This window comes from Streptomyces sp. NPDC102258, from assembly GCF_055584685.1.
This window is the reverse complement of the sequence record NZ_JBVJLO010000005.1, coordinates 144261-170020: the sequence shown is the minus strand read 5'-3', so window position 1 is coordinate 170020 and position 25760 is coordinate 144261. Positions and strand designations below refer to the sequence as shown.

Sequence of the window (25760 nt, the reverse complement as noted above, 5' to 3'; positions counted from 1 at the left end):
CGCACCCCGAACCCCCGCACGGCCTGCGCAAAGCCCCGCGCGGTCGCCCTGGCGGGCCGCTCCCGGTCCGCTCCCGTGAGCCGCTCCCGGGCGGCCCCGGGCGCCTCCCCGGGGCGGTTCCGGCCGTATCCGTGGCCGGTCCGCGCGTGCGGGGCGGTACGGGGTGGTACGGGCCACGGCGGGAGCCGATACTGCGACGCCGGGCGGAGCGTCCGCCCGGGGAGGGGGACCGATGAAGCAGACCCGGAAGTTCCGCAGGACCCCGCACCGCCGGGCCGTGGCCGCGGCGGCCCTGCTGGCGGCGCTGGCGGGGGTGTGCGCGCCCGGAACCGCCCAGGCGGCGCCCTCCTGCGCGGCCGCCCCCGGGGCCGCGCCCGTGGAGGTGGCACGGATCCCGGACTGGGCCGAGTCGATCGCCGTCGACCGGCGGGGCCGGATGTTCGTGACGGCGTACTTCACGGGCCGGGTCTACCGGATCGACGCCCCGGGCGCCGAGCCCGTCGCCCTCACCGGCGGCATCGGCGCCAACGGCGGCGTCGTCGTCCGCGACGACGGCACGCTCCTGGTCGGCACGGGCAACGACCTCGCCCACTCCCTGACCGGCGGCCTCTTCCCGGTCTCGGAGCTGCTGGCCGTCGACCCGGACTCCGGCCGGGTCCGTACGTACGCCTCGGGGCTCGGCGGCATCGACGGGGTCGCCCTCGCGCCCGACGGCACCGTGTACACCACCACCCTGGGCGGCGGCACCATCGGCCGTGTCACCCCGGACGGACGCGTCGACCCCGCCTGGGCCCGGCTGGGGGAGCCGAACGGCATCGCGGTGTCCCCCGACGGTTCCGAGGTCTACGTCGTCCAGACCACCGCGGCCCCCGGCCTGTACCGGATCCCCGTCGCGGACCCGGCCCACCCGGTGCGGTGGATCACCGCCGGGCTCTCCGACGCCCTGGCCCTGCCCGACGGGCTCACGCTCGACGGGCGCGGGCGCCCGCTGATCGCCACCCATGTGTCGGGGCAGATCTGGCGGGCCGAGGGAGGGGCGCTGTGCGCCGTCGCGTCGGGCCTGCACCTGTCCACCCAGATCACCTACGGGCACGGCGAACGGGGTTTCTCGGCGGGCCGGCTCTACCGCGCGGGCGTCGACGGCCGGATCTACGAGGTCCCCGCGGGCGCCGACCCGTCGGGGCGGTAGCGGGGCCTGCGGCGGCGGGGTCCGCCGCGGGACCCTCACGAGGCGCGGCCGTAACGGACGTTCCCGCTCCAGATCCGTTCGAGCCGGACGCGGGTGCCGGGTCTGGGAGCGTGCCAGATCTTGTCGTCGCCGGCGTAGATGCCGACGTGTCCCATGACCGCGCCGGCGGGAAAGAAGACCAGGTCGCCCGGGACCCGTTTGTCGCGGGAGATGTGGTCGGTGTCCTCGTACTGCTGTTCGGCGGTACGCGGCAGGGTCCGGCCGGCCTGCCGGAAGGAGTAGACCGTCAGGCCGGAGCAGTCGAAACGGGCGGGGCCGGCCGCGCCGCGCGCGTACGGGGCGCCCGCCTTGGACGCGGCCACGACCACGGCTCTGGCGCCGTAGGAGGGGACGGCCCCGGCGGGCGCGGCCGGGCCGGCCACGGTCGCGGCGGTCAGCAGGAGAAGGAGCGTGAGGGCACGGGGAGGGCGGGAGCCTGGGACGGGGCGGACGGGCCGGTGCGTCGTGCGAAAACTACGGGAGTGGGTCCTGGATGCGGACATCGGGATACCTCCGCGTTCGGGTGCGGGCAGCGGTCGGTCGGGTACCTGTGAAGGTCGTCCTGCTTTCGGTGACGTGGGTTCCCTGGGGCCGAGGGCGTCGGACGCCGTCTCACGGCGTCTCACGGCGTCAGACGACGCCTGACGGCCGACCAGTTTTATCTGCCGCCCCACCCGTTTCGCTTCTCGGGGACCGCCCTTGCTGTATCGATTCTGCAAAATATTTGCGAAGCATTGGAAAAATTCCCGCGCATTGGCGTGCACCTCACGACACGCGACCACCGCCGCGCCGTCCGGACCGGACCGCTCGCGATAATCGCCCCCGGCGTGGAGCGGAGAGCCCCGGCGCCGGTGGACGTCCGGCGGGGGCGGGCAGGTCCGGCGGTACGTGTGAACCAGCGGGTGAAGGGCACACGAGGGCGCGAAGAGGCGGACGGCGGCGACAGGCGCCGCCCACCGCCACCGACCGGAGGAGCTGCGTTCACGTGACCGGACAAGTGTGGAGCTACAGGTCGGCGGCCGGCCGCAGGGACGGCGTCGATCTGACGGGATTCACGGTGGAGGCCACCGACGGGTGCGTCGGCAAGGTCGACGCGCACAACGACGAGGCGGGCGACGCCTACCTCGTCGTGGACACCGGGGTGTGGATCTTCGGCAAGGAGGTGCTCCTGCCCGCGAGCACCGTCGTGAGCGTCGACGCCGGGACGCGGACGGTCTTCGTCGACCGCACCCGCGCCCAGATCAAGGACGCCCCCGTCTTCGTGCGCGAGACCCACCTCGCCGACCCCCGCTACCGCGAAGAGCTCGGGGTCTACTACAGCTTCGGCGTCCACGGCACCGCCGGCCCGGTCGGCGGCCACGCCGTCTGACCCGGGCCCCGCTCGGCCCGGCCCGGCCCCAGCCGGCCGGTGCGGACCGGCGGCTCAGTCGAGCGCCGGGTGGACCTCCGGGTGGGCGTTCCACCAGGCCTGGTGGAACGGGTGGTTGCCTACATTGGCGACGTAGGCGCGGGCCGCCGCCCGGTAGAGGAGTTCCGCCTGGCCGCAGGAGAGGGCCGCGCGGTTCCAGGCGAGGCGGATCCGGCCGGTGACCGGGGAACCGGCCAGGGGGCGCATGACCGTCCCCGCGGCGGCCGGCGCCGTGGGCTGGCTCAGGGAGACGGCCCGGCCCGCCGCGATCAGGTCGTAGTGCATCTTCCGGTCCGTGATGCGGTAGCGCAGCAGCGGGCTGAAACCGGCCTGCGCGCAGGCGGCCACCAGGGCCTCCGGGCCCCCGTCGTCGTCCTCCACCAGCGTCATCCACGCCTCGTCGGCGAGATCGGTGAGGTCGATGCGGTCCAGTGCGGCCAGCGGATGCCGGGCCGACAGCCGGATGCAGAACGGCTCCTTCGGGATCAGGGTCCTCGCCAGGGTCCCCTCCGGGAGCGGCACCTCGTGGTCGTTGACCTCCCCGAACACGATGGCGTCGTAGCGGCCGGCGCCCAGCATCCGGGACAGCGCGGTCACCGAGTCCTCCAGGTCCACGGTGATCTCCCGCCCCGCCATGGCCAGGTCGGTCTGGGCGAGGAGTCCGTCGAGCAGCACGAGCAGGATGCAGCCGAGCCGTAGCGGCGCGCCCGGGGCCAGGGCCCGTGCCTCCGCGCCGAGCGCGTCCATCTCGCTGAGCACCCGGCGGGCCTTGGCCAGGACGAACTGCCCGAGCGCCGTGGGCTCCACCCCGCCCCGGCCGCGGACGAAGAGCTCGCCGCCGGTGACCGCCTCGATGCGGCGCAACTGGGCCGAGAGCGCGGGCTGGGACACCCCGAGCCGACGCGCCGCGCCCCCCAGACTGCCCGCCTCCGCGATCCGGCAGACGGCTTGCAGATGCCTCAACTCCAGCCGCATCCGGGCAGCGTACGCAGCGCCCCGGCGGCGCACCATAACCCGGGCCTTATGCCTGCCGGGATGTCCCAAACCCGTCATGTCCACGCCCATACTCGGCGCAACGATCCCCCCACCCCCCACGAACGGAGTGGACGTTGCCCCCCACCAGATGGACGGCGAGCGTGGCGGCCATGGCGCTGACCGCGAGCCTCGCCGGAGCCCTGACCGGGACGGCCGCCGCCCAGCCGGCCCGGCCGCCCGCCGCGGCGGCCGTACAGGACACCCCCGCCGCGCGCGCCGTCGCCGCGGCCGACCGGGCCGTCGCCAGCGGCCTCGACTCCCTGGTCAACTCCGCCCAGGAGCGCTACGAGCGCCGCCTCGTCACCCCCTGGCTGGGTGACCTCTACTCGGTGGCCTACGAGCGCAGTTACCGCGGCATCCCCGTCGTCGGCGGCGACGCCGTCGTCCTCGCCGACGGCGCGGGCGCGGGCACCGTGCGCGCCCTGCGGTCCGCCTCCGCCGTCCGCGTCGACATCGAGACCCGCCCCACGGTCACCGCCCAGGACGCCGAGTCCACGGCGCGCACCCGCCTCGCCACGGTCGACAGGACCGAGAGCAGCCGGCTCGTCGTCCGCCTCAAGGACGACAAGCCGGTCCTGGCCTGGGAGACCGTACTCGCCGGCCGGACGAAGGACGCCCCCAGCAGGCTGCACGTCTTCGTGGACGCCCGCACCGGATCCGTCGTCGACACCCACGACGACGTGGTCGCCGGCACCGGCAACAGCAAGTGGAACGGCCCCGGCCCGGTCGCCCTCGACACCACCGCGTCCGGGTCCACGTACAGTCTGCGCGACCCGAACCGCACCGGCCTGAGCTGCGCCGACTACAGCTCGGGCAGCGTCTTCTCGAAGTCCTCCGACGCCTGGGGCACCGGCAACCCCACCAGCAAGGAGACCGGCTGCGTCGACCTGATGTTCGCCGCCCAGAAGCAGTGGGACATGCTCGGCCAGTGGCTCGGGCGCAACGGCGTCAGCGGCAACGGCCGCAGCTTCCCCGGCAAGGTCGGCCTCGGCGACCTCAACGCGTACTGGGACGGCAGCTCCGTCACCATCGGGCACAACAGCGCCAACGAGTGGATCGCCGGCATCGACGTGGTGGCCCACGAGTACGGGCACGCCATCGACTCCAACACCCCCGGCGGCACCAGCGGCCAGGAAGCCGGCCTCGGCGAGGGCACCGGCGACATCTTCGGCGCGCTGACCGAGGCGTACGTCAACGAGCCGTCCCCGTACGACTCGCCCGACTACACCGTCGGCGAGGTCATCAACCTCCAGGGCCGCGGCCCGATCCGCAACATGTACGACCCGCCGGCCGTCAACAACGACCCGGCCTGCTACAGCTCCGCGATACCCGGCACCGAGGTGCACGCCGCCGCCGGCCCGCTCAACCACTGGTTCTACCTGCTCGCCGAGGGCACCAGCCCCGGCGGCGGCAAGCCCTCCAGCAGCACCTGCAACCAGAGCGCCCTGACCGGCGTCGGCGTCCAGAACGCCGGAAAGATCTTCTACGGCGGCATGCTGCTCAAGACCAGCGGCATGTCCTACAAGAAGTACCGCACCGCCACCCTGAGCTCCGCCAAGACGCTCGACGCGACCTGCGAGCTGTTCACCAGGACCAAGGCCGCCTGGGACGCCATCAGCGTTCCCGCCCAGGCCGGCGACCCCACCTGTACGCCGAGCGGCCAGAACGGCGACTTCACCCTCGCCCTGAACCCGGCCTCCGGCACCGTCCGGCAGGGCGCCTCCGTCACCACCACGGTCACCACCGCCACCTCCACCGGCGGCGCCCAGCAGGTCACCCTCACCGCGAGCGGCCTCCCGGCCGGGGTGAGCGCCTCCTTCAGCCCGGCCACCGTGCCGTCGGGCCAGTCCTCCGTACTGACCCTGACCGCCACCGCCAACGCGGCGCCCGGCGCCGCCACCGTCGTCGTCAAGGGACAGGGCGCCACCCTCTCCCACACCGTCGACTACGCGCTCAACGTCGGCGGCACCACCCCCGGCACCGACCCGCCGGACATCGACGTGGCCGTCGTCCAGGCCCACCTGGCCCAGCTGGGCACCATCGCCTCCCAGAACGGCGGCAACCGGCGGGCCGGCAGCGGCGGTCACACCCAGTCCCTGGCCTACCTCAAGGGCAAGCTGGCGGCCGCCGGTTACACCGTCACCGAGCAGACCTGCTCCTCCTGCACCTACCCGTCCAACAACCTCATCGCCGACTGGCCCGGCGGACCCGCCGACCAGACCGTCATGTTCGGCGCCCATCTCGACAGCGTCTCGGCCGGTCCCGGCATCAACGACAACGGCTCCGGCTCCGCGACGCTGCTGGAGAACGCCCTCGTCCTCGCCCAGAAGAACCCGGCGATGACCAAGCACGTCCGCTTCGCCTGGTGGACCGACGAGGAACAGGGCCTCAACGGATCCGCGTTCTACGTCAGCCGGCTCGACAGCGCCCAGCGCGCCGCCATCAAGGGCTACTACAACTTCGACATGGTCGGCTCGCCGAACGGCGGCTACTTCATCAACAACCTGAACTCCACCACCGCCGCCCCCCTCAAGGCCTACTGGACCTCCCTGAACCTCGCTCCCGAGGAGAACACCGAGGGCCAGGGCCGCAGCGACGACTACTCCTTCCAGCAGGCCGGCATCCCCACCTCCGGCTACGCCGCCGGCGCCAGCGCCCGCAAGAGCGCCCAGCAGGCGGCCAAATGGGGCGGCACCGCGAACGCCGCCTACGACTCCTGCTACCACAGCGCCTGCGACACCACGAACAACATCAGCGCCACCGTCCTCGACCGCAGCGCCGACGGCGTCGCGTACACGGTGTGGAAGCAGGCCGTCGGCGGCCAGGCGCCCGCCCAGGACTTCTCCCTCGCCACCAGCCCCGCCGCGGGCAGCGCCGCCCCCGGCGGCTCCACCACCGCCAGCGTCGACACCACCACCGTCAGCGGCGCCGCCCAGAGCGTCGCCCTGTCCGTCTCCGGCGCCCCGGCCGGGGTGAGCGCCACGCTCAGCCCGTCCTCCGTGCAGTCCGGCGCCTCCGCCACCCTGACCGTCCAGGTCGGCGCGAGCACCGCGCCCGGCACCTACACCCTCACGGTCACCGGCTCCGGCACCGTCAGCCACACCACCACCTACACGCTGACCGTCACCGGCGGGGGCGGCACGTGTACCCCGCGCCAGATCGTGGCCAACGGCGGCTTCGAGAACGGCAGCAGCCCGTGGAACACCACCACGGGCGTCATCACCAACCAGGCCGGTGAGGTCGCGCACTCCGGCTCCTTCATGGCCTGGCTGGGCGGCTGGGGCTCCCCCCACACCGACAGCGCCGCCCAGTCCCTCGCGATCCCGGCCGGCTGCTCCTCGTACCGGCTCTCGTTCTTCCTGCACATCGACACCGAAGAGACCGAGAACGTGGTCTACGACCGCTTCACCGTCTCGGTGGGCGGCCAGACGCTGGAGACCCTCTCCAACGTGGACGCCACCACCGGGTACGTGCAGAAGTCCTACGACCTCTCCCGCTTCGCCGGGCAGAACGTCACCCTCCAGTTCCTCGGCGCGGAGGACCAGTCGCTCCAGACCTCCTACGTGGTGGACGACGTGACCCTCCAGGTCGGCTGACCCGCCACCGCAGACCCGCCCGGCCGCCCCGCACGGGGAGGCCGGGCGGGCCGGTGTCCGGGGCTGCCGACCCCGGCCCGCGGTGGGACCCTGAGACAACGGAAGACCGCGAGCGGGCGGAGTCGCGATGGGTGCGCGGACACAGGACGGCGGCCGGGACGCGGGCCACGGGCCGGGGCCCGGCCCCGGCGGCCGCGGCACCCGGCAGGCGGCGCCCGGCCCCGCCCGGGCGCTCGACCGGCTGCGGCACGGCACCGGCCCGGCGCCCGCCGCGGCCCGCCGCGCCGCCCGCGTCACCCTGGCCGCCTGCCTCGGCTTCTACGTGTTCCGCTATGTCCTCGACAGCCGCGTCGGAGCCACCTACGCGCTCTTCTCGGCCGTCTCCCTCGCCGCCCTGGCCCGGATCCCCGGCACCGGCCGGCAGCGGGCCGCCGTGATGGTCCGGCTGCTGCCCGTCGCCTGCGTGCTGGTCACCGTCGGCACCTGCCTCGCCGTCCGCACCTGGACCGCCGTCCTCGGCACCCTGGTCGTCGGCTTCTGCCTGGCCTTCGTCGCCGCCGCCGGCCCCCGCCCGGCGGGCGCGTCCCCCGGCCTCCAGCTGCTCTACATCCTGCCCTGCTTCCCCCCGTACGCCCCGGACACCCTTGGGGAACGCCTGACCGGAACCGTCGTCGGCATGGTGCTGATCCTGCTCGCCGAGGCGTACGTGCTGCCCGACCCGGTCGTGCCCACCTACCGGGAGAGAGCCGCGGCCGCCGCCCGGACGGCCGCCCGCTGCGCCGGGGCCCTGCGCTCGCCGCCGCACGCCCTGCCCCCGGACACCGTCCGGCAGGCGCTGGCCGCAGGGCAGGCCGTACGCCCCTCCCACGTGCCGGAGGCCGAGCGCCCGGCCGGCCCCGACGTACGCGAACGGGCGCTGGCGCACACCGGCCTGGCCGTCCGCACCCTGCTCGCCCGGCTCCGCACCCTGCCCGCACCGGCCTCCGGCGCCCCGCCCGACGCCGGGGGCCCGGACGTGCTCGGCGCCGTCGAGGACTGCGCCGCGGAGAGCGCGCGGCTGCTCGCGCCGCACGACGGTCCGGCCCCGCCCGCCGACGCTCCAGCGGTCCGGGCGCTGGCCGCGGCCCGGGCGCGCACCGCCGACCGGCTGCCCCCGGCCCCGGCCGACCGCATGCGCCAGGCGGCGCTGGTGGAGATCGCCGACGCCGCCCTGGTCCTCGGCCGGGCCGCCGCCATCGGCGTACGCGGGCGGGGAGCCGTACCCGACACCGACGCGGGCCGCTTCTGGTACGCCGCCGAGGGCCCGCTCCGGCTGTGGTGGGTCCGCCTCTCCGGCCACATCGGGCCGAGGTCCGTCCACTTCCAGAACGCGGTACGGATCAGCCTCGCCCTCGCCGTGGCCCGTACGGTGGCCGGGGTGGACACCCTGCCCCACGGGTTCTGGGCCATGCTCGCCGTCCTGTCGCTGACCCGCACCACCGCCCTCCAGACCCGCTCCGCCGTCCGCGCCGCCCTCACCGGGACGCTGGTGGGCGCCCTCGCCGCCGGGGTGGTCCTCGCCCTCGCCGCCGGGTCGGCCACGCCGTGCGCGATCCTGCTGCCGCCGCTGATGTTCGTCGCGTTCTCCCTCGGCCCCGTCAAGGGCGTGGGCTGGACGCAGGCGCTGTTCACCCTGGTCGTCGCCGCGGCCTTCGCCCAGCTGGCCCCGACCACCTGGCAGCTCGCCGAGGTCCGCTTCCTCGACGTGCTCATCGGCAGCGTCATCGGCATCGTCTGCGGGCTGCTGGCCTGGCCGAAGGGTGCCCACGACGAACTCGGCCGGTCCGTGGCCCGGATGCTCAGATGCGCCGCCGAGGAGGTGGCCGCCCTCACGCGCGCGGTGACGGCGCCCGGCGGTGCGCCGCCCGTCGCCGACGGCGGCAAGGGGGTCCAGCACGCGCTGTTCCTCGCCGAGTCCGCGTACGCCCAGTACCAGGGCGAGGCCCAGCGCCCGCCCGGCCCGAGCCCCGACTGGCAGAGCGCCCTCATGGCGGGCCACCACGTGCTCTGGGGCGCCCGGCGGGTCCTGGACGCGGCCCACGGCCCGCCGCCCGACCGCGCCGCGGGCGACCGGGTGCGTACGTACGGGGCCTGGGTGGCCGACGGCTTCGCACTGGCCGCCGCCCGCTTCGACGCACCGAAGGGCGGCGGGGGCGGCCCGGCCGCCCCCGGGGCGCGCGCGGCCGGGGCGGGCCCGCAGCGTTCGGACGCCACCCGGGACGCGCCCGCGCTGTTCTTCACCGCGACGGCCTGGCTCGACTCGCTCACCACCGACCTGGGCCGGATGGCCGCCGCGCACGCCGTGGAGGACCGGCCGGGGAGCGGGTAGCGGCGCGGTGCGCGCTCAGGCGCCGGCGACGCTCAGCGTGACGCCGAGGCGGGCGGGCCGGCCGGGGGTGCTCTCCAGCGGGGAGTTGACGCGGCCGGTCTCCACGCACACGAAGCGCAGGTGGTCGTCCTCCGTCAGATCGGCCATCCCGGCGGCCAGTTCGGCGCCCGGATTCCAGACGACGACATCGCTCGCCTCGCGGTGCGCGAGCCGGACGACGCGGCCGAGGGCGTCGTCGCGGACGACACTGACCCCCTCCGGCTCCGTGTAGACGCGCTCGATGTGCCCCGTCGGCGTCACCGCGCCGCCTGCCTCGTCCACGTCCACCGCGAGGAGGTTGTCGCGGTAGTGCCCGCCGAGCCCGGAGACCTCCGCCTCGCCCAGGGCGCCGACCGCCAGGTAGGTGTGCAGGGCGGCCGTGCTCTCGTGCGCGCCCGTCGCCTCGATGTCGATGGCGCAGGTCGCGCCGAGTGCGATCCGGGTGGTCAGGGTGAACTCGTGTGGCCACAGCGCGCGGGTGACGTCCGAGGACTCCAGCCGCAGGACCAGGACGACACCGTGCTCGGTCGTCTCGTGCGAGACGAGTTCCCAGTCCAGGACGCGGGCGAAGCCGTGCGAGGGCTTGGCGACGGGGCCGAACCACGGCCAGCACAGGGGGACGCCGCCGCGGATGGCCGTCCCCGCCGTCCAGGCGTTCCGCTCGCCCAGCCACAGCCCGGGGGCGCCGCCTTCGGGCTGCCAGGTGAGCACCTGTCCGCCCTGGAGGCTGACCGCGCCGCGCACGCGCGGGTGGTCGACGACCAGGATCGGGATCTCGCCGATCAGACGCCGGGTGAGGGACGGCGACAACTGGTCGAGGACGGGCAGGGCGAAGAGGTTGTCGTTCATGGGGCGACTCTTCAGAATCCGCACAAGAGAGTCAAGCCGGGCGACGCGGAACGGAACTCCGCACGGTAAGCGGGGAAACGGGTGCCGGCACGGCGGGGCCTGAAGTCCGCCGTGCCGTGTGCCCCGCCGGGTGCCGCCCCGGCCCGTCGAGAGGACCCCCGTCGGGCCCGGGCCGGGACGGCACCCGGCCGGTCTCAGCCGCTGCGGTCGACGTGCCCGTGGTTCCACGTGGAGGTGGAGCGGCCCCGGCCGGTCGTCAGCACCGACTTGGTTTTCGAGCCACGGTCGCTCCTGTCTCACGACCGCCTTGACGCGATGAACCTAGCGAGATCCACTGAATACCCGGTACCCGCCCTTTCAGGGGGGTGTGTTCACTGCGGAGGCCGTGGGTGAGTGGGGGCTCGGGACTTCAGCGCGCCCAGCGGTTCATGATCCTGGCCACCGGGCCAGCCATCTGAGCGTCGGCGTCCTCTCCGTGGCCCGGCACTCGCCCGGCGCGCCCGCCGCCTGGGCCCTCCTCGCCACGGCCCTCGCGCTCAGCCTCCTGCTCTACGGCACGGCCCGCGGGCGCGGCTGGTTCGGCCGCCACTGGGTGTGGTGCGACGTCCTCGTGACGGGCTGCGCCCTGCCCTGGCTCGCCCTGTGGACCCTGGGCGGGGCGGCCGTGTCACAGAGCGGCTGGCTGATGCTGCTGGGCGGCTCGGCGAGCTCGGCCGTCGCCGTGGGACTCGGGGTGCGGGGCGCCGCCGCGTCGGTGGCCCTGCTGCTGGCCACCTCCGTCGCGCTGCACCTGCTGGTGGCCGGCTCCCGTTCGGCCGAGCTCGTCGGACACCTCGACGCGGTCGTCTCCTCCGCCGTGATGGCGTACGTGTTCTGGTGGTACCTGCGCCGTCAGGGCGCCCTGCTGGACGCCGCCCAGCGCCAGGCGGTCACCGCCGAGGCCGAACGGGCCCGGCAGGCCGAGCGGATGGCCCACCACGCGGCCCTGCACGACACGGTCCTGGCCACCCTGACCACGATCGCCGCCGGACGGGTCGACGCCAACGCCGCCCCGGTGCGCGAGCGGTGTGCCCGCGAGGCCGCCTACCTGCGCAGGCTGGTCCAGCAGGAGGACGGGACGGCGCACCGGCCGGGCGGCCCCGCGCCGGCCGTGTCCGCCCTGGGCGCCGCGCTGGAGGCGGCCGTGCGCTCCGCCGAGTGCCTGGGCCTGCGGGTCACCGCCCAGTACCACGCGCTGCCCGCCGTACCCCGCGAGGTGGCCGACGCCCTGACGGCCGCCGTCTCCGAGGCGCTGAACAACGTACGCGTGCACGCCGGGACGGGAGCCGCCTTCCTCACCGCCGTCGGCACCGGGGACGGGGGCCTGGCCGTCACGGTGGTGGACCGGGGCGCGGGGTTCGACCCCGTCCGGCCCGGCCGGACCCCCGGGACGGGGCTGCGCCGCTCGGTCCATGCCCGGATGACCGGGATCGGCGCGGCGGCCGAGGTGGAGAGCGCCCCCGGCGAGGGCACCCGCGTGGCGCTGCGGTGGCCCGCGTGATCACCGTGGCGGCGGTCGACGACGACCGGATGCTGCTGGACGGGATGCGCTCCTGGCTGGCCGGGGTCGAGCGGCTGCGGCTGGTCGCGGCGGTCGCCACGGTGGACGCGCTGCTGGCGGCCCCGGCTCCGCAGGGCCCGCCCGACGTGGTCCTCCCGGACCTGCTGCTGCGCGACGCCTCGGTGCCGGAGGAGAACGTACGCAGGCTGCGGGCGGCGGGCAGCCGGGTGCTGGTGATCAGTACGGTGGCCGACCGCGACCGGATCGTGGCGGCCGTGACGGCCGGCGCCGACGGCTACCTGACCAAGGACCACGACCTGGACACCCTGGTCAGGGCCATCGCGACGGTGGCCGCGGGCGGGACGGCGCACTCACCGGAACTGGCCTTCGCCTGGGCCTGCGACACGGGCCGGGAACGGCCGAGGCTGGCGCCCCGGGAGCGGCAGGTGCTGCTCGACTACGCCTCGGGGCTGACGCTCAAGGCCGCCGCGCGGCGGGCCGGCATCAGCCCCCACACCGCGAAGTACTACCTCGACCAGGTCAAGGAGAAGTACCGCGGGGCGGGCCGGCCCTCCTACACCAAGACCGACCTGGCCCGCCGGGTACGTGAGGACGGACTGGACCTCTGACGGCCGGCCCGGGCTCCGGTCCCCGTACGCCTCACTTGTTCTTGAGCTTGTCCCAGACCGTCTCCAGCGCCCGGATGTCCCCGTCGTCGAGCCGCTCGTCGAAGACCTCCCGCAGGGCTTCGCGGCGGGTGGCGTCGGCCTCGGCGTAGGCCGTGCGGCCCTCGGCGGTGAGCGCCACGCACACCGAACGGGCGTCGGTGGGGGAGGGGAGGCGCGCCACCAGCCCCCGGGCCTGGAGCTGGTCGAGCACCCGGGAGACCTGGCTGCGGCTGAGGAGGGTCTTGGCGCCCAGGTCGGACGCGGCGACCGGCTCGCGCTGGACGCTCAGCCACAGCATCACCTCGAACCACGAGAGCGGCAGTCCGTGGGCCCGGGTGAGGGCCTGGTCGATACGGGCCGAAAGCGTGGTGCCCGCCCAGATCAGGCCGTAGAAGGCATGATCGCGGGGGGTCAGGTCACCCAGGGAGAGATCGGTACGCGCCATGGGGCCGAGCCTACCCGTTTGTGTGTGCGCGCACATATCTCTATGGTGTGTGTGCACGCACTTAAATCTTGCGCCTCTGTGATCACACCCCTTGGAGACCCCATGAGCACGGCCCGCACCCCCCGTACCGTCCTCGTCACCGGCACCTCCTCCGGCATCGGCCTCACCGCCGCCGTGGCCGCGGCCCGCGCCGGCTGGCAGGTGATCGCCACCATGCGCGACACGCACAAGGCGGGCCCGCTGCGCGCCGCGGCCGTCGAGTCGGGGGTCCAGGACCTCGTCACCGTCAAGCGCCTGGACGTCACCGACGCCGCCTCCATCGACAGCTGCCTTCAGGAGGTGCTCGCCGCGTACGGACGCCTCGACGCGGTCGTCAACAACGCCGGCGCCGGCCAGGTCGGCACGATCGAGCAGGGCACCGTCCAGGACGTCCGCGACACCATGGAGGTGAACTTCTTCGGCGTCGTCCAGGTCACCCGCGCCGCCCTGCCGCACCTGCGCGCCTCGCGCGGCCGCGTGATCACGGTCACCAGCGTCGGCGGCATCGTCGGACAGCCCTTCAACGAGGCTTACTGCGCCGCCAAGTTCGCCGTCGAGGGCTTCATGGAGTCGCTCGCCCCCGTCGCCGCCACCGTCGGCGTGCACGTCACCGTCGTCGAACCGGGCGCGGTCGCCAGCGAGTTCGTCACCAGCATCGGCCTGGACCTCCCCGCGATGCTGGAGGCGGCCGGCCCCTACGCCCCGGCCCTGCGGAACTACGTCGAGCGCACCATGAAGTCCTTCGAGTCGGCGCAGACCTCCGACGAGGCCGCCCGGCCCGTCATCGACGCCCTGACCGCCGACCGGCCCCCGCTGCGGGTGCAGACCTCCGACTGGGCACGCGAGTTCGTCGGCACGAAGCTCGCCGACCTCGACGGATCCGCCGTCGGCGGCCTCACCGGCGACTGGGTCCGCTGACCGGCCCGGGGGGCGGCCGCCTCAGGCGGCGGTCCAGCCTCCGTCCATCGGCAGCGAGGCCCCGGTGACGTGCGCGGTGTGCGGGCCGCACAGCCACAGCACCACCGCCGCCACCTCCTCCGGCTCGATCAGCCGCTTGATCGCGGACCCGCGCAGCAGCACCTCGGACACCACCCGCTCGGCCGGGATCCCGTGCGCCCGCGCCTGGTCCGCGATCTGCCGCTCCACCAGCGGGGTGCGCACGTAGCCCGGGTTCACGCAGTTGCTGGTCACCCCCCGCTCCGCCGCTTCGAGGGCGGTGGCCTTGCTGAGCCCCTCCAGCGCGTGCTTGGCCGTCACGTACCCGGACTTGAAGGGGCTCGCCCGCAGCCCGTGCACGCTGGAGATGTTCACGACCCGGCCCCAGCCGCTCCCGTACATGTGCGGCAGCGTCCGGCGCAGCAGCAGGAACGGGGCGGTGACCATCACCCGGAGCATGGTCTCGAACCGCTCCGGCGGGAACTCCTCGACGGCCGCCACGTGCTGGAGTCCGGCGTTGTTGACCAGGACGTCCACGGCGGCGGGCAGCGCCTCGACGGCGGCCGGATCGGCGAGGTCGGCCGGATGTGCCCGCCCGCCGACCAGCTCCGCCACCTCGGCGGCGGCCCCCGCGTCGATGTCCACGACGTGGACGAGGGCCCCCGCGGCGGCCAGCGCCACCGCACAGGCCCGTCCGATGCCGCCCCCGCCCCCGGTCACCAGGGCCACGCGCCCCGAGAGGTCGACTCCCGCGGCCCCGGCCGCCCTTGTGCTCGTCATGGCCGCAACGTTAGAGTCCCGCGGCCCCGCTGCCGATGTGTGCCGTCGCCACAGTCCGTACCGGGGAGGTGGCGGCCGCCGCCACCGCCCCCTGGGCACGGTAGCGGCCCGGGGTGGTGCCGAACTCACGGCTGAAGGCGTGCGAGAGGGCGTACGGAGTGCCGTAGCCGACCCGGCGCGCGATGGCGGCCAGCGGATCGCCGGTGTCCCGCAGCAGGGTCGCGGCGAGGTTCAGCCGCCACCAGGTGAGGTACGCCATCGGCGGGCGGCCGACCAGCGAGGTGAAGCGCCGGGCCAGGGTGGGCCGCGACACCCCCGCCTCGGCGGCCAGCCGGTCGATCGTCCACGCGGCGGCCGGGTCCGAGTGCAGCGCCCGCAGCGCGGCGGCCGTCACCGGGTCGCCCAGGACGGCCGGCCAGGTCCCGGGGGTGCCCTCGGCGAGGACCCAGGAGCGGATCATGTAGACGAGCAGCAGATCCAGCAGGCTGGGCACCGCCACGCACGCTCCGGGGCGCCGCTCGTCCAGCTCCCGCCCCAGCAGGTCGATGGCCGACCGCAGTTCGGGGTGGCTGCCCACCCGGTTCGGGAGGTGGACGACCTGGGGGAGCTCGGCCATCAGCGGATGGGACCGGCTCCGGTCGAGCCGGTACTTGCCGCACAGCATCTCCACGGCGCCCGCGCCCGGGCCGCCCGCGCCGCCCGTGTCCGCGCCGTCCGGACCGGCTCCGAGCTCGCGCCCCCGCCGGCGCGCGGCGAGTTCCTCGAACGGCACCGCCCGCGCCACGGCCTCCGCGTCGAGGGGACCGTCGCTGATCACGTGCCCCGCCCCGTGCGGCAGCAGGACGGCGTCACCCGCGCCGAGGACGACCGGCTCGCCGCCGTCGGGCAGCAGCCGGCAGCCGCCCTCCAGCACCACGTGGAACCCGGCGCCCTCGTACGGCGCGAACCGCGCGCACCACGCGCCGGACACCCGTACCCGGTCGGAGGAGGGCCGGCCGATGCGTACGGCCGAGATCGCGTCGCTCACCACGTCCATGCGCACCAGACTACCCACGCCCGTCACCGCTGAGCCGTGTACGTATCCCAGTGAGCCGATCAGGCATTGAGCGGCTCATCACGGTCCGCCTAGAGTCGGATCATGGAGAACGAGAGCACGAGCATGGTCTTCGGGGACGTCGAGGTCATCCGGGTCGTCGAATGGCAGGGCGCGCTGGTACCCGCGCGGGGGCTCGTCCCCGGAGTGGACGAGCGGCTGTGGCGCGAGAACGAGGAGTGGCTCGCCCCCGACCACTGGCAGCCGCGGGACGGCCACGCGGTGCTGGCCCTGCAGACCTGGGTGCTGCGCAGCGCGGGCCGGACCGTCCTCGTCGACACCGGTGTCGGCAACGGGCGCGAGCGGCCACAGTCGCCGCACTTCCACCACTGGCAGGGCGACTTCCTCGGCGCCCTGGACCGCGCGGGCATCCGCCCGGAGGACGTCGACGTCGTCGTCAACACCCACCTGCACGTGGACCACGTCGGCTGGAACACCCGCGACGAGGCGGGGGAGTGGGTGCCGACGTTCCCCCGCGCCGAGTACCTCCTGCCGGCGGCCGACGACTTCCACTTCGGGCCCCGCGGCGACTACGGCGGGAACGCGCGCGTGGACGACCGGCTGATGTACGAGGACAGCGTCGCCCCCGTCCACCGGGCCGGACAGGCGGTGCTCTGGGACGGGTCCCACCGCATCGACGAGAACCTCACCCTGGAGTCCGCGCCCGGCCACACCCCCGGCTCCTCGGTGCTGCGGCTGTCCTCGGGCGGCGAGCGGGCCGTCTTCGTCGGCGACATCCTGCACAGCCCGGTGCAGATCCTGGCCCCGGACCACAACAGCTGCTTCTGCGCGGATGCGGCCGGCGCCGCGGCCACCCGCCGCCGGATACTCGCCCGGGCCGCCGGTGAACGGGAGCTCGTGGTGCCCGCCCATTTCGCCGGCCCGGGCGCCGTCGAGGTCCGCGAGGCGGGCGACGGCTTCGCCCTGAGCCGCTGGGCGGCGTACGGGCCGGGCCGGTGAGCCGGGCGGCGTATGAGCCGGGCCGGTGAACACCGCTCCGTACGGATTGCCCGGTCGGATGGTCCGACTGTTACCGTCCGGAACATGCCCCAGCTCATCGCCCCCACCCCCCGCCTCCACGCCTCGTGGCTCGCCGCACAGGAGGAATGGGGCCCGGACGCCCACATGGACGGCGCCGGGCTGGGCCACGAGGACGAGGTGGACACGCCCGAAGGCTTCGCCGCCTGGACCCGGCGGCTGCACGGCTACGGGGACCGCACGGTCCCCGTCGAACAGGGCCGCGTCCACGCCACCTACTGGTGGATCGCCGAAGGCGACACCTACCTCGGCGCCATCGACCTGCGGCACTACCTCAACGGCTTCCTCCTCGACGCCGCCGGCCACATCGGCTACAGCGTCCGGCCCTCCGCCCGCGGCCGGGGCGTGGCCGGCTGGGCGCTCGGTGCGGTCCTGTACGAGGCCCGGATCATGGGCATGGACCGCGTCCTGCTCACCTGCGACCCGGGCAACGAGGCCTCGGTACGCACCATCGAGCGGGGCGGCGGCGTCCTGGAGGACGTCCGCGAGACCCTCGTCGGCCCGAAGCGGCGTTACTGGATCACCCTCTGACGGCCGCCGCCCCGAACCACCGGGCCAGCGGACCGCGCAGCTCCGCCGGATCGTCGCCGGCCCACGCCACGTGCCCGTCCGGCCGCAGCAGCACCGCCGGTACGTCCAGCTCCGCGCCGACGCCGGTGACGTGGTCGACCCGGTCCTCCCACCCGGCCACCGAGAGCCGGCCGGTGGTGTCGAGCAGCAGGCCGCGGCCGCCGTGCATCCGCTCGTACAGGCGCCCCCGCTCCAGCTCCAGGTCCCGCATCCGCCGGCCCAGCAGTTCGTGGCCCTCGCCGAGGTCGTAGCGGACGTCCACGGCGGTGATCATGCCGGTGACGTACCGGTTGACCTCCTCGAAGTCCATCAGCCGCGCGAACAGCCGCCGCAGCGCGGTCGGCCCGGCGCCGTTCCCCATCAGGGTGATCTGGGCGCGGGTGTTGTCCAGTACGGCCGCGCCGACCGGGTGCCGCTCGGCGTGATAGCTGTCCAGCAGCCCCTCGGGTGCCCGTCCGGCCACCTCCGCGGCCAGCTTCCAGCCGAGGTTGAACGCGTCCTGGACGCCCAGGTTGAGGCCCTGGCCGCCGGTCGGCGGGTGGATGTGCGCCGCGTCGCCGGCCAGCAGGACCCGGCCCTCCCGGTACCGCTCGGCCTGCCGGGTGGCGTCCCCGAACCGGGACAGCCAGCGCGGCGAGTGCACCCCGAAGTCCGTGCCGCCGACCTCCCGCAGCCGCTGCCGGAACTCCTCCAGCGTCGGCGCGGCACGGTCCTCGGACACGCCGTCCCCGGGCACGATGACGCGGTACTGGCCCTCGCCCAAGGCGGCGACGCCGAACCGCATCTGCGTCTTGGCCACTTCCGCGACGACGGCGTCGACCTTCTCGGGGTCCTCCGTCAGCTCCATCTGCCCCAGCAGCGTCTCCACCGTCGCGGGCTCCCCCGGGAAGCCGACGCCGAGCAGCTTGCGCACCGTGCTGCGGCCGCCGTCGCACCCGACGACGTAACGGGCGCGCAGCCGCGTCCCGTCCGCCAGGCCGACGTCCACTCCGTCCTCGTCCTGCTCCAGCGTGACCACCTCGCAGCCGCGCCGGACCTCGGTGCCGAGTTCGCGGGCGCGCTCGCCCAGCAGCCGTTCGGTGACCGGCTGCGGGACGGCGAGCCCGTAGGGGTGCGCCGTGTCCAGCAGTTCCGGCCACGGCTTCGTGACGCCGCCGAACAGGCCGCCGACCTGGAACTTCTTGCTGATCTCCAGGAAGCGCCCCAGCAGACCCCGCTGATCCATGATCTCGACGCTGCGGGCGTGCAGGCCCTGCCCCCGGGACTCCTCGGTCGGCGCGGTCAGCTTCTCCAGCACGACCACCCGCACCCCGTGCAGCCGCAGTTCACTGGCCAGCATCAGACCGGTCGGCCCGCCGCCGGCGATGATCACGTCAATCACGCATGTCCCATTTCGCAGATCGTTGGCTGAGGCCGCTGATTCTGCGGTACGACCGGGGCCTTGCCGCAAGACCCCCTGTGCGCTATAAGTTGAAAGTGGCAAGGAGTGCGAAAGCTCCTTGCCTTTCTCTTTTACCGGGCCGGGGCCGCCGTGGGTGGTGTGTCCGCGGTGGCCCCGGCAGCGGGGCGTCAGCGGGAGTTGTGCTCCGGCAGGTCCACGTCGGCCGGGAGGGTCGCCGCGAAGCCGCGGGCGGTCGCCTTCACCGGCTTCTTGCCGCAGAAGGCCGCTTCGAGGGTGCCGCCGAGGGCGGTGTTCGCCGCTCCCTTGTTCGAGGTGTTCGCCATCGCCGCGAGGCTGCGCTCGCCGTCGCGGGTGGAGAAGGCGTACGTGTAGAAGCCCTGCACGGTGCCGGTGTGCCCGTACACCGAGGTGCCGCAGGACAGGTCGTACCGGCGCAGGCCCAGCCCGTAGAAACGCGTGTTGGTCGCGTCGGTCGGGGTCATGGTGAGCATCTGGTCCAGCAGCGGCGCCGGCAGCAGCTTGCCGGTGACCAGCGCCGAGGTGAAGGTGTTGAGGTCGGCGGCGCTGGAGATCATCGCGCCGGCCGACTGGGCCCAGGACACCGTCTGCTCGGTGGAGTCGACCAGTGGCTGGCCGGCCTCGTCGGGGTGCAGGTAGCCGTTGGCGTGCAGGCCCTTGATCTTCGTGTCGGGGTGCACGTACGAGGTGTTGCGGAGCTTCAGCGGCTTGATGATGCGGCGCTCGTACTCCGTGGCGACCGGGTGCCCGGTGGCCTTCTCGATGAGCATGCCGACGACCACGAAGTTGGTGTTCGAGTAGTTGTACGCGGCGCCGGGCTCCGAGGTGCGCGGCTCGTTCAGCGAGAGCCGCACCAGGTCCTGGTAGCCGAACACCTTGTTCCGTACGGCCTCGAAGCCCGGGACGGTGTCGTTGAACATGGCATTGGTGTAGTCCGACAGCCCGCTGCGGTGGGTCATCAGGTGACGGACCGTGATCCGGTCGTCCGGCAGCAGGCCCGGCAGGTAGTGGTTGACCGGCTGGTCCAGCTCGATCTTCTTCTCGTTCACCAGCTGGAGCAGCACGACGGACGAGAACGTCTTGGTGACGCTGCCGATCCGGAAGCGGGCGTCGGTGTCCATGGCGGCGCCGGTGACCTTGTCGCGGACCCCCTCCGTCTTGGTCCGGACGCCGCCGACGCCGCTGATCCGGGCCATCGCGCCGGGCGCGCCGGCGGCGAGGGTGTTGCGCAGGGCCGCGTCCAGGGCCTCCATGTCGGGCGCGGGCAGGGTGGCCGCGGCCCCGGCGGTGGGGGCCGGGGCGGCCTGGGCGGCGGTGGCGGGCACCACACCGCCGACCACGGCCAGGAGGGCGGCACTGACGGCCAGACGGCGGTTCATGGGCAGGAGCACGTGGATCCTCAGCTCTTCGGGTACTGGTCGGGGTACCCCGGGGCCGCCGACTGCTCGGTGAGTCCGGGCGGTTGGCGGCCGGGTTGATCATGAGCTTACGGAAACCGTGCGGAAGCCCGGCATCCGGTTAGCGAGCGGGCTCGGACCGGCTTCTTCCGGCCATCGCGTGGCCGGTAGAGGCCGGTACGGGCTGCACGGGCTGCACGGGCCGCTACGGGCCAGGCGGGTCAGCCGCGGCCGGGCGGGATCGGCCGGGCCGGGCGGGGTCGGGTGGGTCGGCGGGGCCGGTGATCGCAGGGCCGGAAGCGACCGCGCCGGGCCGGCACCCCCCGCCCCGCCCGCCTCCGCCTGAGCGGACCCGGGCGGGCCGAAATATGATGAGCACCGTTATGGCGGCGGCGGAGGCGGCGAGCATGGACGTACCCGGGAGCGGGCCATGACCTGGCGCCGCCCGCACCGGCCCGACAGCGCCGACCTGCTGAGCGTGCTCGGGCAGCTCACCGCCCGGGCCCGCGAGGGGGCGGAGCTCCAGCAGGCCCGGGTACAGCTGGCGGAGGCCCTGCAGCGCGAGCTGCTGCCCGCCTCCCTGCCCGCCCTGCCCGGACTGCGCGCCGCGGCCCGGTACGCGCCCGCCCGGCGCGGCCTCGACATCGGCGGCGACTGGTACGACGGCTTCCGGGTCCCCGGGGACGCCGTCGCGTTCTCCATAGGCGATGTCCAGGGGCACGACGTCGCGGCCACCGCCTTCATGGGGCAGGTACGGGTCTGCCTGCGCGCCGTGGCCGCCGTCGTCACCGACCCCGGCGAGGTGCTGGGCCGGGCCAACGAGGTCCTGCTCGCCATGGACAGCGAGCTCTTCGCCACCTGCACGCTGCTGCGCTTCGACCCGCTGACCGGGGTGCTCGCCAGCGCCCGGGCGGGCCACGTGCCCTCCGTCTGGGCCACGGTCGACGGCCGGTACGGCATCACCGAGGAGGACGGCGGCCCGCCCCTGGGCACCCTCCCCGGCGCGCGGTACGCGGTGACCCGGCGCAGGCTCGGGGACGCCGGGTCCATCGTGCTGCTCACGGACGGAGTGGTCGAGGGGCCTTCGTTCCCGATCGACGAGGGCCTGGAACGGGTGCTGCGCCTGGTGCGGGAGGCGGCCGGCGGGGATCCCGACGAGCTGGCCGCCGAGGTGATGAAGGTGGCCGATTCCACGGGCCACGCCGACGACGCCGCCGTACTCGTCCTCAGCCACGACGCCCACGGCACCACGGCCGACCACGGCTAGACCGTGCGCTGGCGGGCGGCACCGGCGCCGCGCGCCGCTCGCGCGTGTCACGCCCCGTCCCGGCGCCCCGGCTGTTGTCTGATGCAGTGATGCGCACCGTGGAATGGCGACGTCCGGCCCTGGCGCTGCTGCGGATCCTCGCCGTCGCCGCGGCCTACTACCTGTCCGGGCGGCTCGGCCTGCTGCGGCAGGTGGTCGTCGAGGGCGCGGTCGTCACGCCGCTGTGGCCGCCCACCGGCATCGCCCTGGCCTGTCTGTTCTGGTGCGGCCCACGGGTCTGGCCGGGGATCGCCCTCGGCACGTACCTGGCCGTCGAACGCCTCAGCGCCTTCCACCTCTCCGACCTCGGGATCGTCGCCGGGAACACGCTCGCCCCGCTGTGCGCCTACGCGCTGCTGCGCCGGGTCGCCTTCCGGCCCGAGCTCGACCGGCTGCGGGACGGCATGGCGCTGGTCTTCCTGGGCGGGCTGATCCCGATGACGATCAGCGCGAGCGCCGGGTGCGGGACGCTGGTGCTCACCGGCAACCTGCCGGCGGACCGTTTCTGGCCGGTGTGGTCGGCCTGGTGGGCGGGGGACACCATGGGGGTGCTGCTGGTCACCCCGCTGCTGCTCGCGCTGACCCGGCGCGGGCCGCTGCCCCGCGACCCGTACCGGATCGCCGAGGCGGTGCTCCTGATGCTGACCACCGCCGCCGTCACGCTCGTCGCCACCCGCAGTACGCAGTCCCTGCTCTTCCTCGTCTTCCCGCTGCTGATCTGGGCCGCCGTACGCTTCCAGCTGGCCGGCGCCGCCCCCTGCGCGCTGCTCATCTCGGTGCTCGCGATCTCGGCGGCCACCGACCACGCCGGACCCTTCGCCCGCCACAGCCTGCTGGAGGTCATGGTGAACCTCCAGGCCCTCAACGGGGCGGCGGCCCTGACCGGACTGCTCCTGGCGGCCCTGGTGACCGAGCAGAACAACATCCGGCTCAAGATCGAGGAAGTGTGCGAGGACCTGGCGGAGGTGGTGGCGCACCTCGCCCCGGGCGCCACCCGGAAGTAACCCGCGCAGCCGCCCGTGCGCACCGCCTCCTACCCTGGGCCGCGTGACGAACATGAGCGCGAAGGGCCCCGGCCGCGGCGGCCGGCTGCTGTACGGGTGCATGGGGCTGGGTGGCAGCTGGGAGCCGGAGCCGTACGGGCCGGCCGACATCGACGCCGCCGAGGCGGCCGTCCGGGCCGCCCTGGACATCGGGATCACGGTCTTCGACCACGCCGACATCTACCGGCACGGCAAGTCCGAGGCCGTCTTCGGCGAGGTCCTCGCCCGGACGCCCGGCCTGCGCGAACGGATCGTCCTGCAGAGCAAGTGCGGCATCCGCCTGGCCGACGGGGACCGCCCGGGGATGTACGACCTGCGCGCCGCGAGCATCACCCGCCGGGTGGAGGAGAGCCTGGCCCGGCTGCGCACCGACTCCCTCGACGTGTTGCTGCTGCACCGGCCCGACCCCCTGGCCGACCCGGACGAGATCGCCGCGGCGCTGATGTCCCTGCACCGGCAGGGCCTCGTACGCGCCTTCGGCGTCTCCAACGCGGGCGCCGCGCAGATCGCCCGCCTCCAGGCCCGCCTCGACGTGCCCCTCGTCGCCAACCAGCTGGAGATGAGCCTGCACAGCCGGGCCTGGGTCGAGGCCGGCGTCCTGCTCAACACCCCCGAGGGCGCGGACCACGGCTTCCCCTACGGGACGCTGGAGCACTGCCTGGAGCACGGCATCCGGCTCCAGGCCTGGGGCGCCCTCGCGCAGGGCCGTTTCACCGGCCTCCAGCAGACCCCCGCCGAACACGCGACCGCGGAGCTCCTGGCCGAGCTCGCCCGCCGCAAGGACACCACGCCGGAGTCGGTGCTGCTGTGGTGGCTGACCCGCCACCCGGCCGGTATCGCCCCAATCGTCGGCACCGCCCGGCCGGAGCGCATCGGGGCCTGCCGCGACGCCTCGCTGCGCGCCCCGGACCTCACGCACGAGGAGTGGTACGCCCTGTGGGCCGCGGCCCGCGGCGTCCCGCTGCCCTGAGCCGGCCGGCTCCGGCCCTCAGAGGCGCGGCAGGCCGCCGCCGAGCCGCCGCCCGAGGGAACGGGTCGCCCCGAAACCGCTCTCGTGGTCCCAGACGTGCGTACAGCCGGGGCACTGGAGGTGGAGCACGCTGCCGGTGTGGGAGAGCAGGTAGCGCCAGTGCGCCGAACAGGTCCGGCGCTCCCCGCACGGCCCGCAGCCACGGGCGTCGTCGCAGTTCGGGCAGGCCACCCAGGCGCGCCGGCCGATGTCGGCCTGCGGGTCAAGCGGCAGCACGGCCACCCCCGCGGGCGGGCAGCACACCGGCCGCGACCAGGTCGTCGTACAGGCGCTGCTGCTCGGCGTCCAGGCCCGAGTACAGCAGCCCGTACGCCGCCTCCTCGCCGCGCAGCACCTCGACGGGGTCCCAGTCGGGGCCGAGGGCGGCCATCACCTGGGCGCGCCGGAGCACCTCCTGGGACGTGAGGTCGACGTCGAAGTCCACCAGCCCGGGGCCGGTGGCAGGGGTGGGTTCGTGGGGGGTCATACCCTCGAACTTAGGTAACCCTTCCTTGCCGGGTCAAGTGAGGGTGGGCGGAGTCACAGCAGGTCATGGGCCCATGCGTACGGCGGTGCACCCGCCCGGGCCACCAAACGGATGGTCAGATTCCGTACGAGGACGGGGCGTTCACCGCCGGCCGGGGAGGGGGCGGCCGCCCCCGCGGGTGACGGCGCGACTACTGTGGGGGATACACGTATCGGCGTACCGTCGTCGCACGACTCATTCGATCCAGGGGGAATGGAATGGCGCCTCAGCCCGGCATGGTCGATCTGCTCGAACTCGGTCCGGACTTCGTCCGCGACCCGTATCCGGTGTACGCGCGACTGCGCGCCCGCGGCCCGGTCCACCACGTCCGCACACCCGACGGCGAGGACCTGTGGCTGGTCGTCGGACACGAGGCCTGCCGCACCGCGTTCACCGACCCGCGCCTGAGCCGCGACTGGCGGCGCCAGGGCGACATCGGCCAGATCATCAACGCCGACCAGGACCACCCGGCCCTCGCCCACATGCTGATGTCCGACCCGCCGGACCACACCCGGCTGCGCCGGCTCATCGCCCGCGAGTTCACCCCGCGGCGCATCGAGGCGCTGGCGCCGCGCATCCAGCAGATCACCGACGAACTGCTCGACGCCATGGAGGCCGTCGCGGAGCGGCGCACCGACCTGGTGAACGCCTTCGCCTTCCCCCTGCCGATGACCGTCATCTGCGAGCTGCTCGGCGTGCCCGAGCTGGACCGCGAGGCGTTCCGCGGCTGGTCCAACGAGGTGGTCGCCCGCACCAGCCTCGAAGCGGAGGCCGCCGCGTACGCGGAGATGCTCCAGTACCTGACGGAGCTCATCGACGCCAAGCGCGCCGCCCCCGGCGAGGACCTGCTCAGCGCCATGATCCACGCCGTCGACGAGGGCGGCGACCGGCTCTCGCCCCACGAGCTGATCGGCATGTGCGTCCTGCTGCTCATCGCCGGGCACGAGACCACCGTCAACATGATCGGCAACGGGATGCGCGCCCTGTTCGCCCACCCCGGGCAGCTCGCCGACCTGCGCGCCGACCTCGGCCTGCTCGACGGCGCGATCGAGGAGATGCTCCGCTACGACGGACCGGTGGAGACCTGTACCCCGCGACTCGCCCTGGAGGACGTCGAGATGGGCGGCGTGGTGATCCCGGCGCGCTCCACCGTGCTGATCGCGATGGCCGACGCGGACCGCGACCCGGCGCGCTTCGAGGAGCCGGACCGCTTCGACATCCATCGCGACGCCCGCGGCCACATCGCCTTCGGGCACGGCCTGCACTACTGCCTGGGCGCGCCGCTCGCCCGGATGGAGGGCCGCATCGCCCTGCGCTCGCTGCTGGAGCGTTTCCCGACGCTCGACGGCGACGCCGACGAGGCGAAGCTGTCGTGGGTGCGGGGGATGCTCATCCGGGGCGTACGGGAGCTGCCGGTCCGGTGGTGA

At 74.4% G+C, this 25760-nt stretch carries 23 protein-coding genes; 13 read left to right on the top strand and 10 right to left on the bottom strand.

Annotation, left to right across the window (positions count from 1 at the left end; translation table 11 throughout):
- The first annotated feature begins 232 nt into the window (after positions 1–232).
- The gene (locus ACZ6ZT_RS10920; protein WP_469717662.1) at positions 233–1189 is read left to right on the top strand and encodes an SMP-30/gluconolactonase/LRE family protein; all 957 of its coding nucleotides are present in this window, start codon (positions 233–235) and stop codon (positions 1187–1189) included.
- A gap of 35 nt (positions 1190–1224) precedes the next feature.
- Here ACZ6ZT_RS10920 and ACZ6ZT_RS10915 read toward each other — a convergent pair whose 3' ends face one another.
- Positions 1225–1611 carry a C40 family peptidase gene (locus ACZ6ZT_RS10915; RefSeq protein WP_469717659.1) on the bottom strand — a complete coding sequence of 129 codons (387 nt, stop codon included), beginning with the start codon at positions 1609–1611 and terminating at the stop codon, positions 1225–1227.
- A 602-nt stretch (positions 1612–2213) separates the two neighbouring features.
- Between ACZ6ZT_RS10915 and ACZ6ZT_RS10910 the strand changes: the two genes are divergently transcribed.
- Positions 2214–2597: a PRC-barrel domain-containing protein gene (locus ACZ6ZT_RS10910; RefSeq protein WP_469717656.1), complete on the top strand. Its 384-nt coding sequence runs from the start codon at positions 2214–2216 to the stop codon at positions 2595–2597.
- A 54-nt stretch (positions 2598–2651) separates the two neighbouring features.
- On the opposite strand, the gene ACZ6ZT_RS10905 is transcribed toward ACZ6ZT_RS10910, so the two are convergent.
- Entirely contained in the window at positions 2652–3611 is a 960-nt protein-coding gene (locus tag ACZ6ZT_RS10905; RefSeq protein WP_469717653.1) for a LysR family transcriptional regulator, read from the bottom strand.
- A gap of 170 nt (positions 3612–3781) precedes the next feature.
- Here ACZ6ZT_RS10905 and ACZ6ZT_RS10900 point away from each other — a divergent pair, with 170 nt between their 5' ends.
- Both ACZ6ZT_RS10900 and ACZ6ZT_RS10895 read left to right on the top strand, forming a co-directional pair.
- Positions 3782–7267, top strand: coding sequence for a M28 family peptidase (locus ACZ6ZT_RS10900; protein WP_469718264.1), 3486 nt, complete (start codon positions 3782–3784; stop codon positions 7265–7267).
- Between the two features lie 127 nt (positions 7268–7394).
- A complete protein-coding gene (locus tag ACZ6ZT_RS10895; RefSeq protein WP_469717652.1) occupies positions 7395–9635 on the top strand; it encodes an FUSC family protein in 2241 nt (746 codons plus the stop codon).
- A gap of 15 nt (positions 9636–9650) precedes the next feature.
- Here ACZ6ZT_RS10895 and ACZ6ZT_RS10890 read toward each other — a convergent pair whose 3' ends face one another.
- Positions 9651–10523, bottom strand: a complete 873-nt coding sequence (locus ACZ6ZT_RS10890) for a D-hexose-6-phosphate mutarotase (RefSeq protein ID WP_469717649.1) — start codon at positions 10521–10523, stop codon at positions 9651–9653.
- A gap of 475 nt (positions 10524–10998) precedes the next feature.
- Here ACZ6ZT_RS10890 and ACZ6ZT_RS10885 point away from each other — a divergent pair, with 475 nt between their 5' ends.
- Together ACZ6ZT_RS10885 and ACZ6ZT_RS10880 are read left to right on the top strand one after the other, a co-directional pair.
- On the top strand, positions 10999–12063 hold the full coding sequence (locus ACZ6ZT_RS10885) for a sensor histidine kinase (RefSeq protein ID WP_469717647.1): 1065 nt from the start codon (positions 10999–11001) through the stop codon (positions 12061–12063).
- Positions 12060–12692, top strand: coding sequence for a response regulator (locus tag ACZ6ZT_RS10880; protein ID WP_469717645.1), 633 nt, complete (start codon positions 12060–12062; stop codon positions 12690–12692). Before ACZ6ZT_RS10885 ends, ACZ6ZT_RS10880 begins: the two co-directional genes overlap by 4 nt.
- A 31-nt stretch (positions 12693–12723) precedes the next feature.
- On the opposite strand, the gene ACZ6ZT_RS10875 is transcribed toward ACZ6ZT_RS10880, so the two are convergent.
- The gene (locus ACZ6ZT_RS10875; RefSeq protein WP_469717644.1) at positions 12724–13176 is read right to left on the bottom strand and encodes a MarR family winged helix-turn-helix transcriptional regulator; all 453 of its coding nucleotides are present in this window, start codon (positions 13174–13176) and stop codon (positions 12724–12726) included.
- 102 nt (positions 13177–13278) lie between these two features.
- On the opposite strand from ACZ6ZT_RS10875, the gene ACZ6ZT_RS10870 reads away from it, so the two are divergent.
- Positions 13279–14133, top strand: coding sequence for an SDR family oxidoreductase (locus ACZ6ZT_RS10870; protein WP_469717642.1), 855 nt, complete (start codon positions 13279–13281; stop codon positions 14131–14133).
- A gap of 21 nt (positions 14134–14154) precedes the next feature.
- On the opposite strand, the gene ACZ6ZT_RS10865 is transcribed toward ACZ6ZT_RS10870, so the two are convergent.
- Together ACZ6ZT_RS10865 and ACZ6ZT_RS10860 are read right to left on the bottom strand one after the other, a co-directional pair.
- Positions 14155–14931 (bottom strand): 3-hydroxybutyrate dehydrogenase, encoded by a 777-nt coding sequence (locus tag ACZ6ZT_RS10865; RefSeq protein WP_469717640.1) that lies wholly within the window; start codon positions 14929–14931, stop codon positions 14155–14157.
- Positions 14932–14941: 10 nt separating this feature from the next.
- On the bottom strand, positions 14942–15967 hold the full coding sequence (locus ACZ6ZT_RS10860; protein WP_469717639.1) for an AraC family transcriptional regulator: 1026 nt from the start codon (positions 15965–15967) through the stop codon (positions 14942–14944).
- A gap of 102 nt (positions 15968–16069) precedes the next feature.
- Between ACZ6ZT_RS10860 and ACZ6ZT_RS10855 the strand changes: the two genes are divergently transcribed.
- Both ACZ6ZT_RS10855 and ACZ6ZT_RS10850 read left to right on the top strand, forming a co-directional pair.
- Positions 16070–16984, top strand: a complete 915-nt coding sequence (locus tag ACZ6ZT_RS10855) for an MBL fold metallo-hydrolase (RefSeq protein WP_469717637.1) — start codon at positions 16070–16072, stop codon at positions 16982–16984.
- Positions 16985–17068: 84 nt separating this feature from the next.
- Entirely contained in the window at positions 17069–17593 is a 525-nt protein-coding gene (locus ACZ6ZT_RS10850; protein ID WP_469717635.1) for a GNAT family N-acetyltransferase, read from the top strand.
- Here the strand turns inward: ACZ6ZT_RS10850 and rox are convergent.
- Both rox and ACZ6ZT_RS10840 read right to left on the bottom strand, forming a co-directional pair.
- Complete coding sequence (rox, locus tag ACZ6ZT_RS10845) at positions 17583–19013, bottom strand: rifampin monooxygenase (protein ID WP_469717633.1); 1431 nt, start codon at positions 19011–19013, stop codon at positions 17583–17585. The two genes, ACZ6ZT_RS10850 and rox, sit on opposite strands and share 11 nt — an antisense overlap.
- Before the next feature lie 188 nt (positions 19014–19201).
- Positions 19202–20431 (bottom strand): serine hydrolase domain-containing protein, encoded by a 1230-nt coding sequence (locus ACZ6ZT_RS10840; protein ID WP_469718262.1) that lies wholly within the window; start codon positions 20429–20431, stop codon positions 19202–19204.
- A gap of 448 nt (positions 20432–20879) precedes the next feature.
- Here ACZ6ZT_RS10840 and ACZ6ZT_RS10835 point away from each other — a divergent pair, with 448 nt between their 5' ends.
- From ACZ6ZT_RS10835 to ACZ6ZT_RS10825, 3 genes are all read left to right on the top strand, one after another.
- Complete coding sequence (locus tag ACZ6ZT_RS10835; RefSeq protein WP_469717632.1) at positions 20880–21716, top strand: PP2C family protein-serine/threonine phosphatase; 837 nt, start codon at positions 20880–20882, stop codon at positions 21714–21716.
- An 86-nt stretch (positions 21717–21802) separates the two neighbouring features.
- Entirely contained in the window at positions 21803–22759 is a 957-nt protein-coding gene (locus ACZ6ZT_RS10830) for an MASE1 domain-containing protein (protein WP_469717629.1), read from the top strand.
- A gap of 52 nt (positions 22760–22811) precedes the next feature.
- The gene (locus tag ACZ6ZT_RS10825) at positions 22812–23768 is read left to right on the top strand and encodes an aldo/keto reductase (RefSeq protein WP_469718258.1); all 957 of its coding nucleotides are present in this window, start codon (positions 22812–22814) and stop codon (positions 23766–23768) included.
- Positions 23769–23786: 18 nt separating this feature from the next.
- On the opposite strand, the gene ACZ6ZT_RS10820 is transcribed toward ACZ6ZT_RS10825, so the two are convergent.
- A complete protein-coding gene (locus ACZ6ZT_RS10820) occupies positions 23787–24044 on the bottom strand; it encodes a hypothetical protein (RefSeq protein ID WP_469717627.1) in 258 nt (85 codons plus the stop codon).
- Entirely contained in the window at positions 24031–24294 is a 264-nt protein-coding gene (locus ACZ6ZT_RS10815) for a DUF6400 family protein (RefSeq protein ID WP_469717625.1), read from the bottom strand. Before ACZ6ZT_RS10815 ends, ACZ6ZT_RS10820 begins: the two co-directional genes overlap by 14 nt.
- Positions 24295–24551: 257 nt before the next feature.
- Between ACZ6ZT_RS10815 and ACZ6ZT_RS10810 the strand changes: the two genes are divergently transcribed.
- The gene (locus ACZ6ZT_RS10810; RefSeq protein ID WP_469717623.1) at positions 24552–25760 is read left to right on the top strand and encodes a cytochrome P450 family protein; all 1209 of its coding nucleotides are present in this window, start codon (positions 24552–24554) and stop codon (positions 25758–25760) included.

Excerpts from the sequence above, each read along its gene's own strand:
- ACZ6ZT_RS10920 (WP_469717662.1), top strand. The coding sequence starts at position 233 with ATGAAGCAGACCCGGAAGTTCCGCAGGACCCCGCACCGCCGGGCCGTG.
- ACZ6ZT_RS10905 (WP_469717653.1), bottom strand. The coding sequence starts at position 3,611 with ATGCGGCTGGAGTTGAGGCATCTGCAAGCCGTCTGCCGGATCGCGGAG.
- ACZ6ZT_RS10900 (WP_469718264.1), top strand. The coding sequence starts at position 3,782 with ATGGCGCTGACCGCGAGCCTCGCCGGAGCCCTGACCGGGACGGCCGCC.
- ACZ6ZT_RS10895 (WP_469717652.1), top strand. The coding sequence starts at position 7,395 with ATGGGTGCGCGGACACAGGACGGCGGCCGGGACGCGGGCCACGGGCCG.
- ACZ6ZT_RS10890 (WP_469717649.1), bottom strand. The coding sequence starts at position 10,523 with ATGAACGACAACCTCTTCGCCCTGCCCGTCCTCGACCAGTTGTCGCCG.
- ACZ6ZT_RS10875 (WP_469717644.1), bottom strand. The coding sequence starts at position 13,176 with ATGGCGCGTACCGATCTCTCCCTGGGTGACCTGACCCCCCGCGATCAT.
- ACZ6ZT_RS10870 (WP_469717642.1), top strand. The coding sequence starts at position 13,279 with ATGAGCACGGCCCGCACCCCCCGTACCGTCCTCGTCACCGGCACCTCC.
- ACZ6ZT_RS10865 (WP_469717640.1), bottom strand. The coding sequence starts at position 14,931 with ATGACGAGCACAAGGGCGGCCGGGGCCGCGGGAGTCGACCTCTCGGGG.
- ACZ6ZT_RS10860 (WP_469717639.1), bottom strand. The coding sequence starts at position 15,967 with ATGGACGTGGTGAGCGACGCGATCTCGGCCGTACGCATCGGCCGGCCC.
- ACZ6ZT_RS10855 (WP_469717637.1), top strand. The coding sequence starts at position 16,070 with ATGGAGAACGAGAGCACGAGCATGGTCTTCGGGGACGTCGAGGTCATC.
- ACZ6ZT_RS10850 (WP_469717635.1), top strand. The coding sequence starts at position 17,069 with ATGCCCCAGCTCATCGCCCCCACCCCCCGCCTCCACGCCTCGTGGCTC.
- ACZ6ZT_RS10840 (WP_469718262.1), bottom strand. The coding sequence starts at position 20,431 with ATGAACCGCCGTCTGGCCGTCAGTGCCGCCCTCCTGGCCGTGGTCGGC.
- ACZ6ZT_RS10835 (WP_469717632.1), top strand. The coding sequence starts at position 20,880 with ATGACCTGGCGCCGCCCGCACCGGCCCGACAGCGCCGACCTGCTGAGC.
- ACZ6ZT_RS10825 (WP_469718258.1), top strand. The coding sequence starts at position 22,812 with ATGAGCGCGAAGGGCCCCGGCCGCGGCGGCCGGCTGCTGTACGGGTGC.
- ACZ6ZT_RS10815 (WP_469717625.1), bottom strand. The coding sequence starts at position 24,294 with ATGACCCCCCACGAACCCACCCCTGCCACCGGCCCCGGGCTGGTGGAC.
- ACZ6ZT_RS10810 (WP_469717623.1), top strand. The coding sequence starts at position 24,552 with ATGGCGCCTCAGCCCGGCATGGTCGATCTGCTCGAACTCGGTCCGGAC.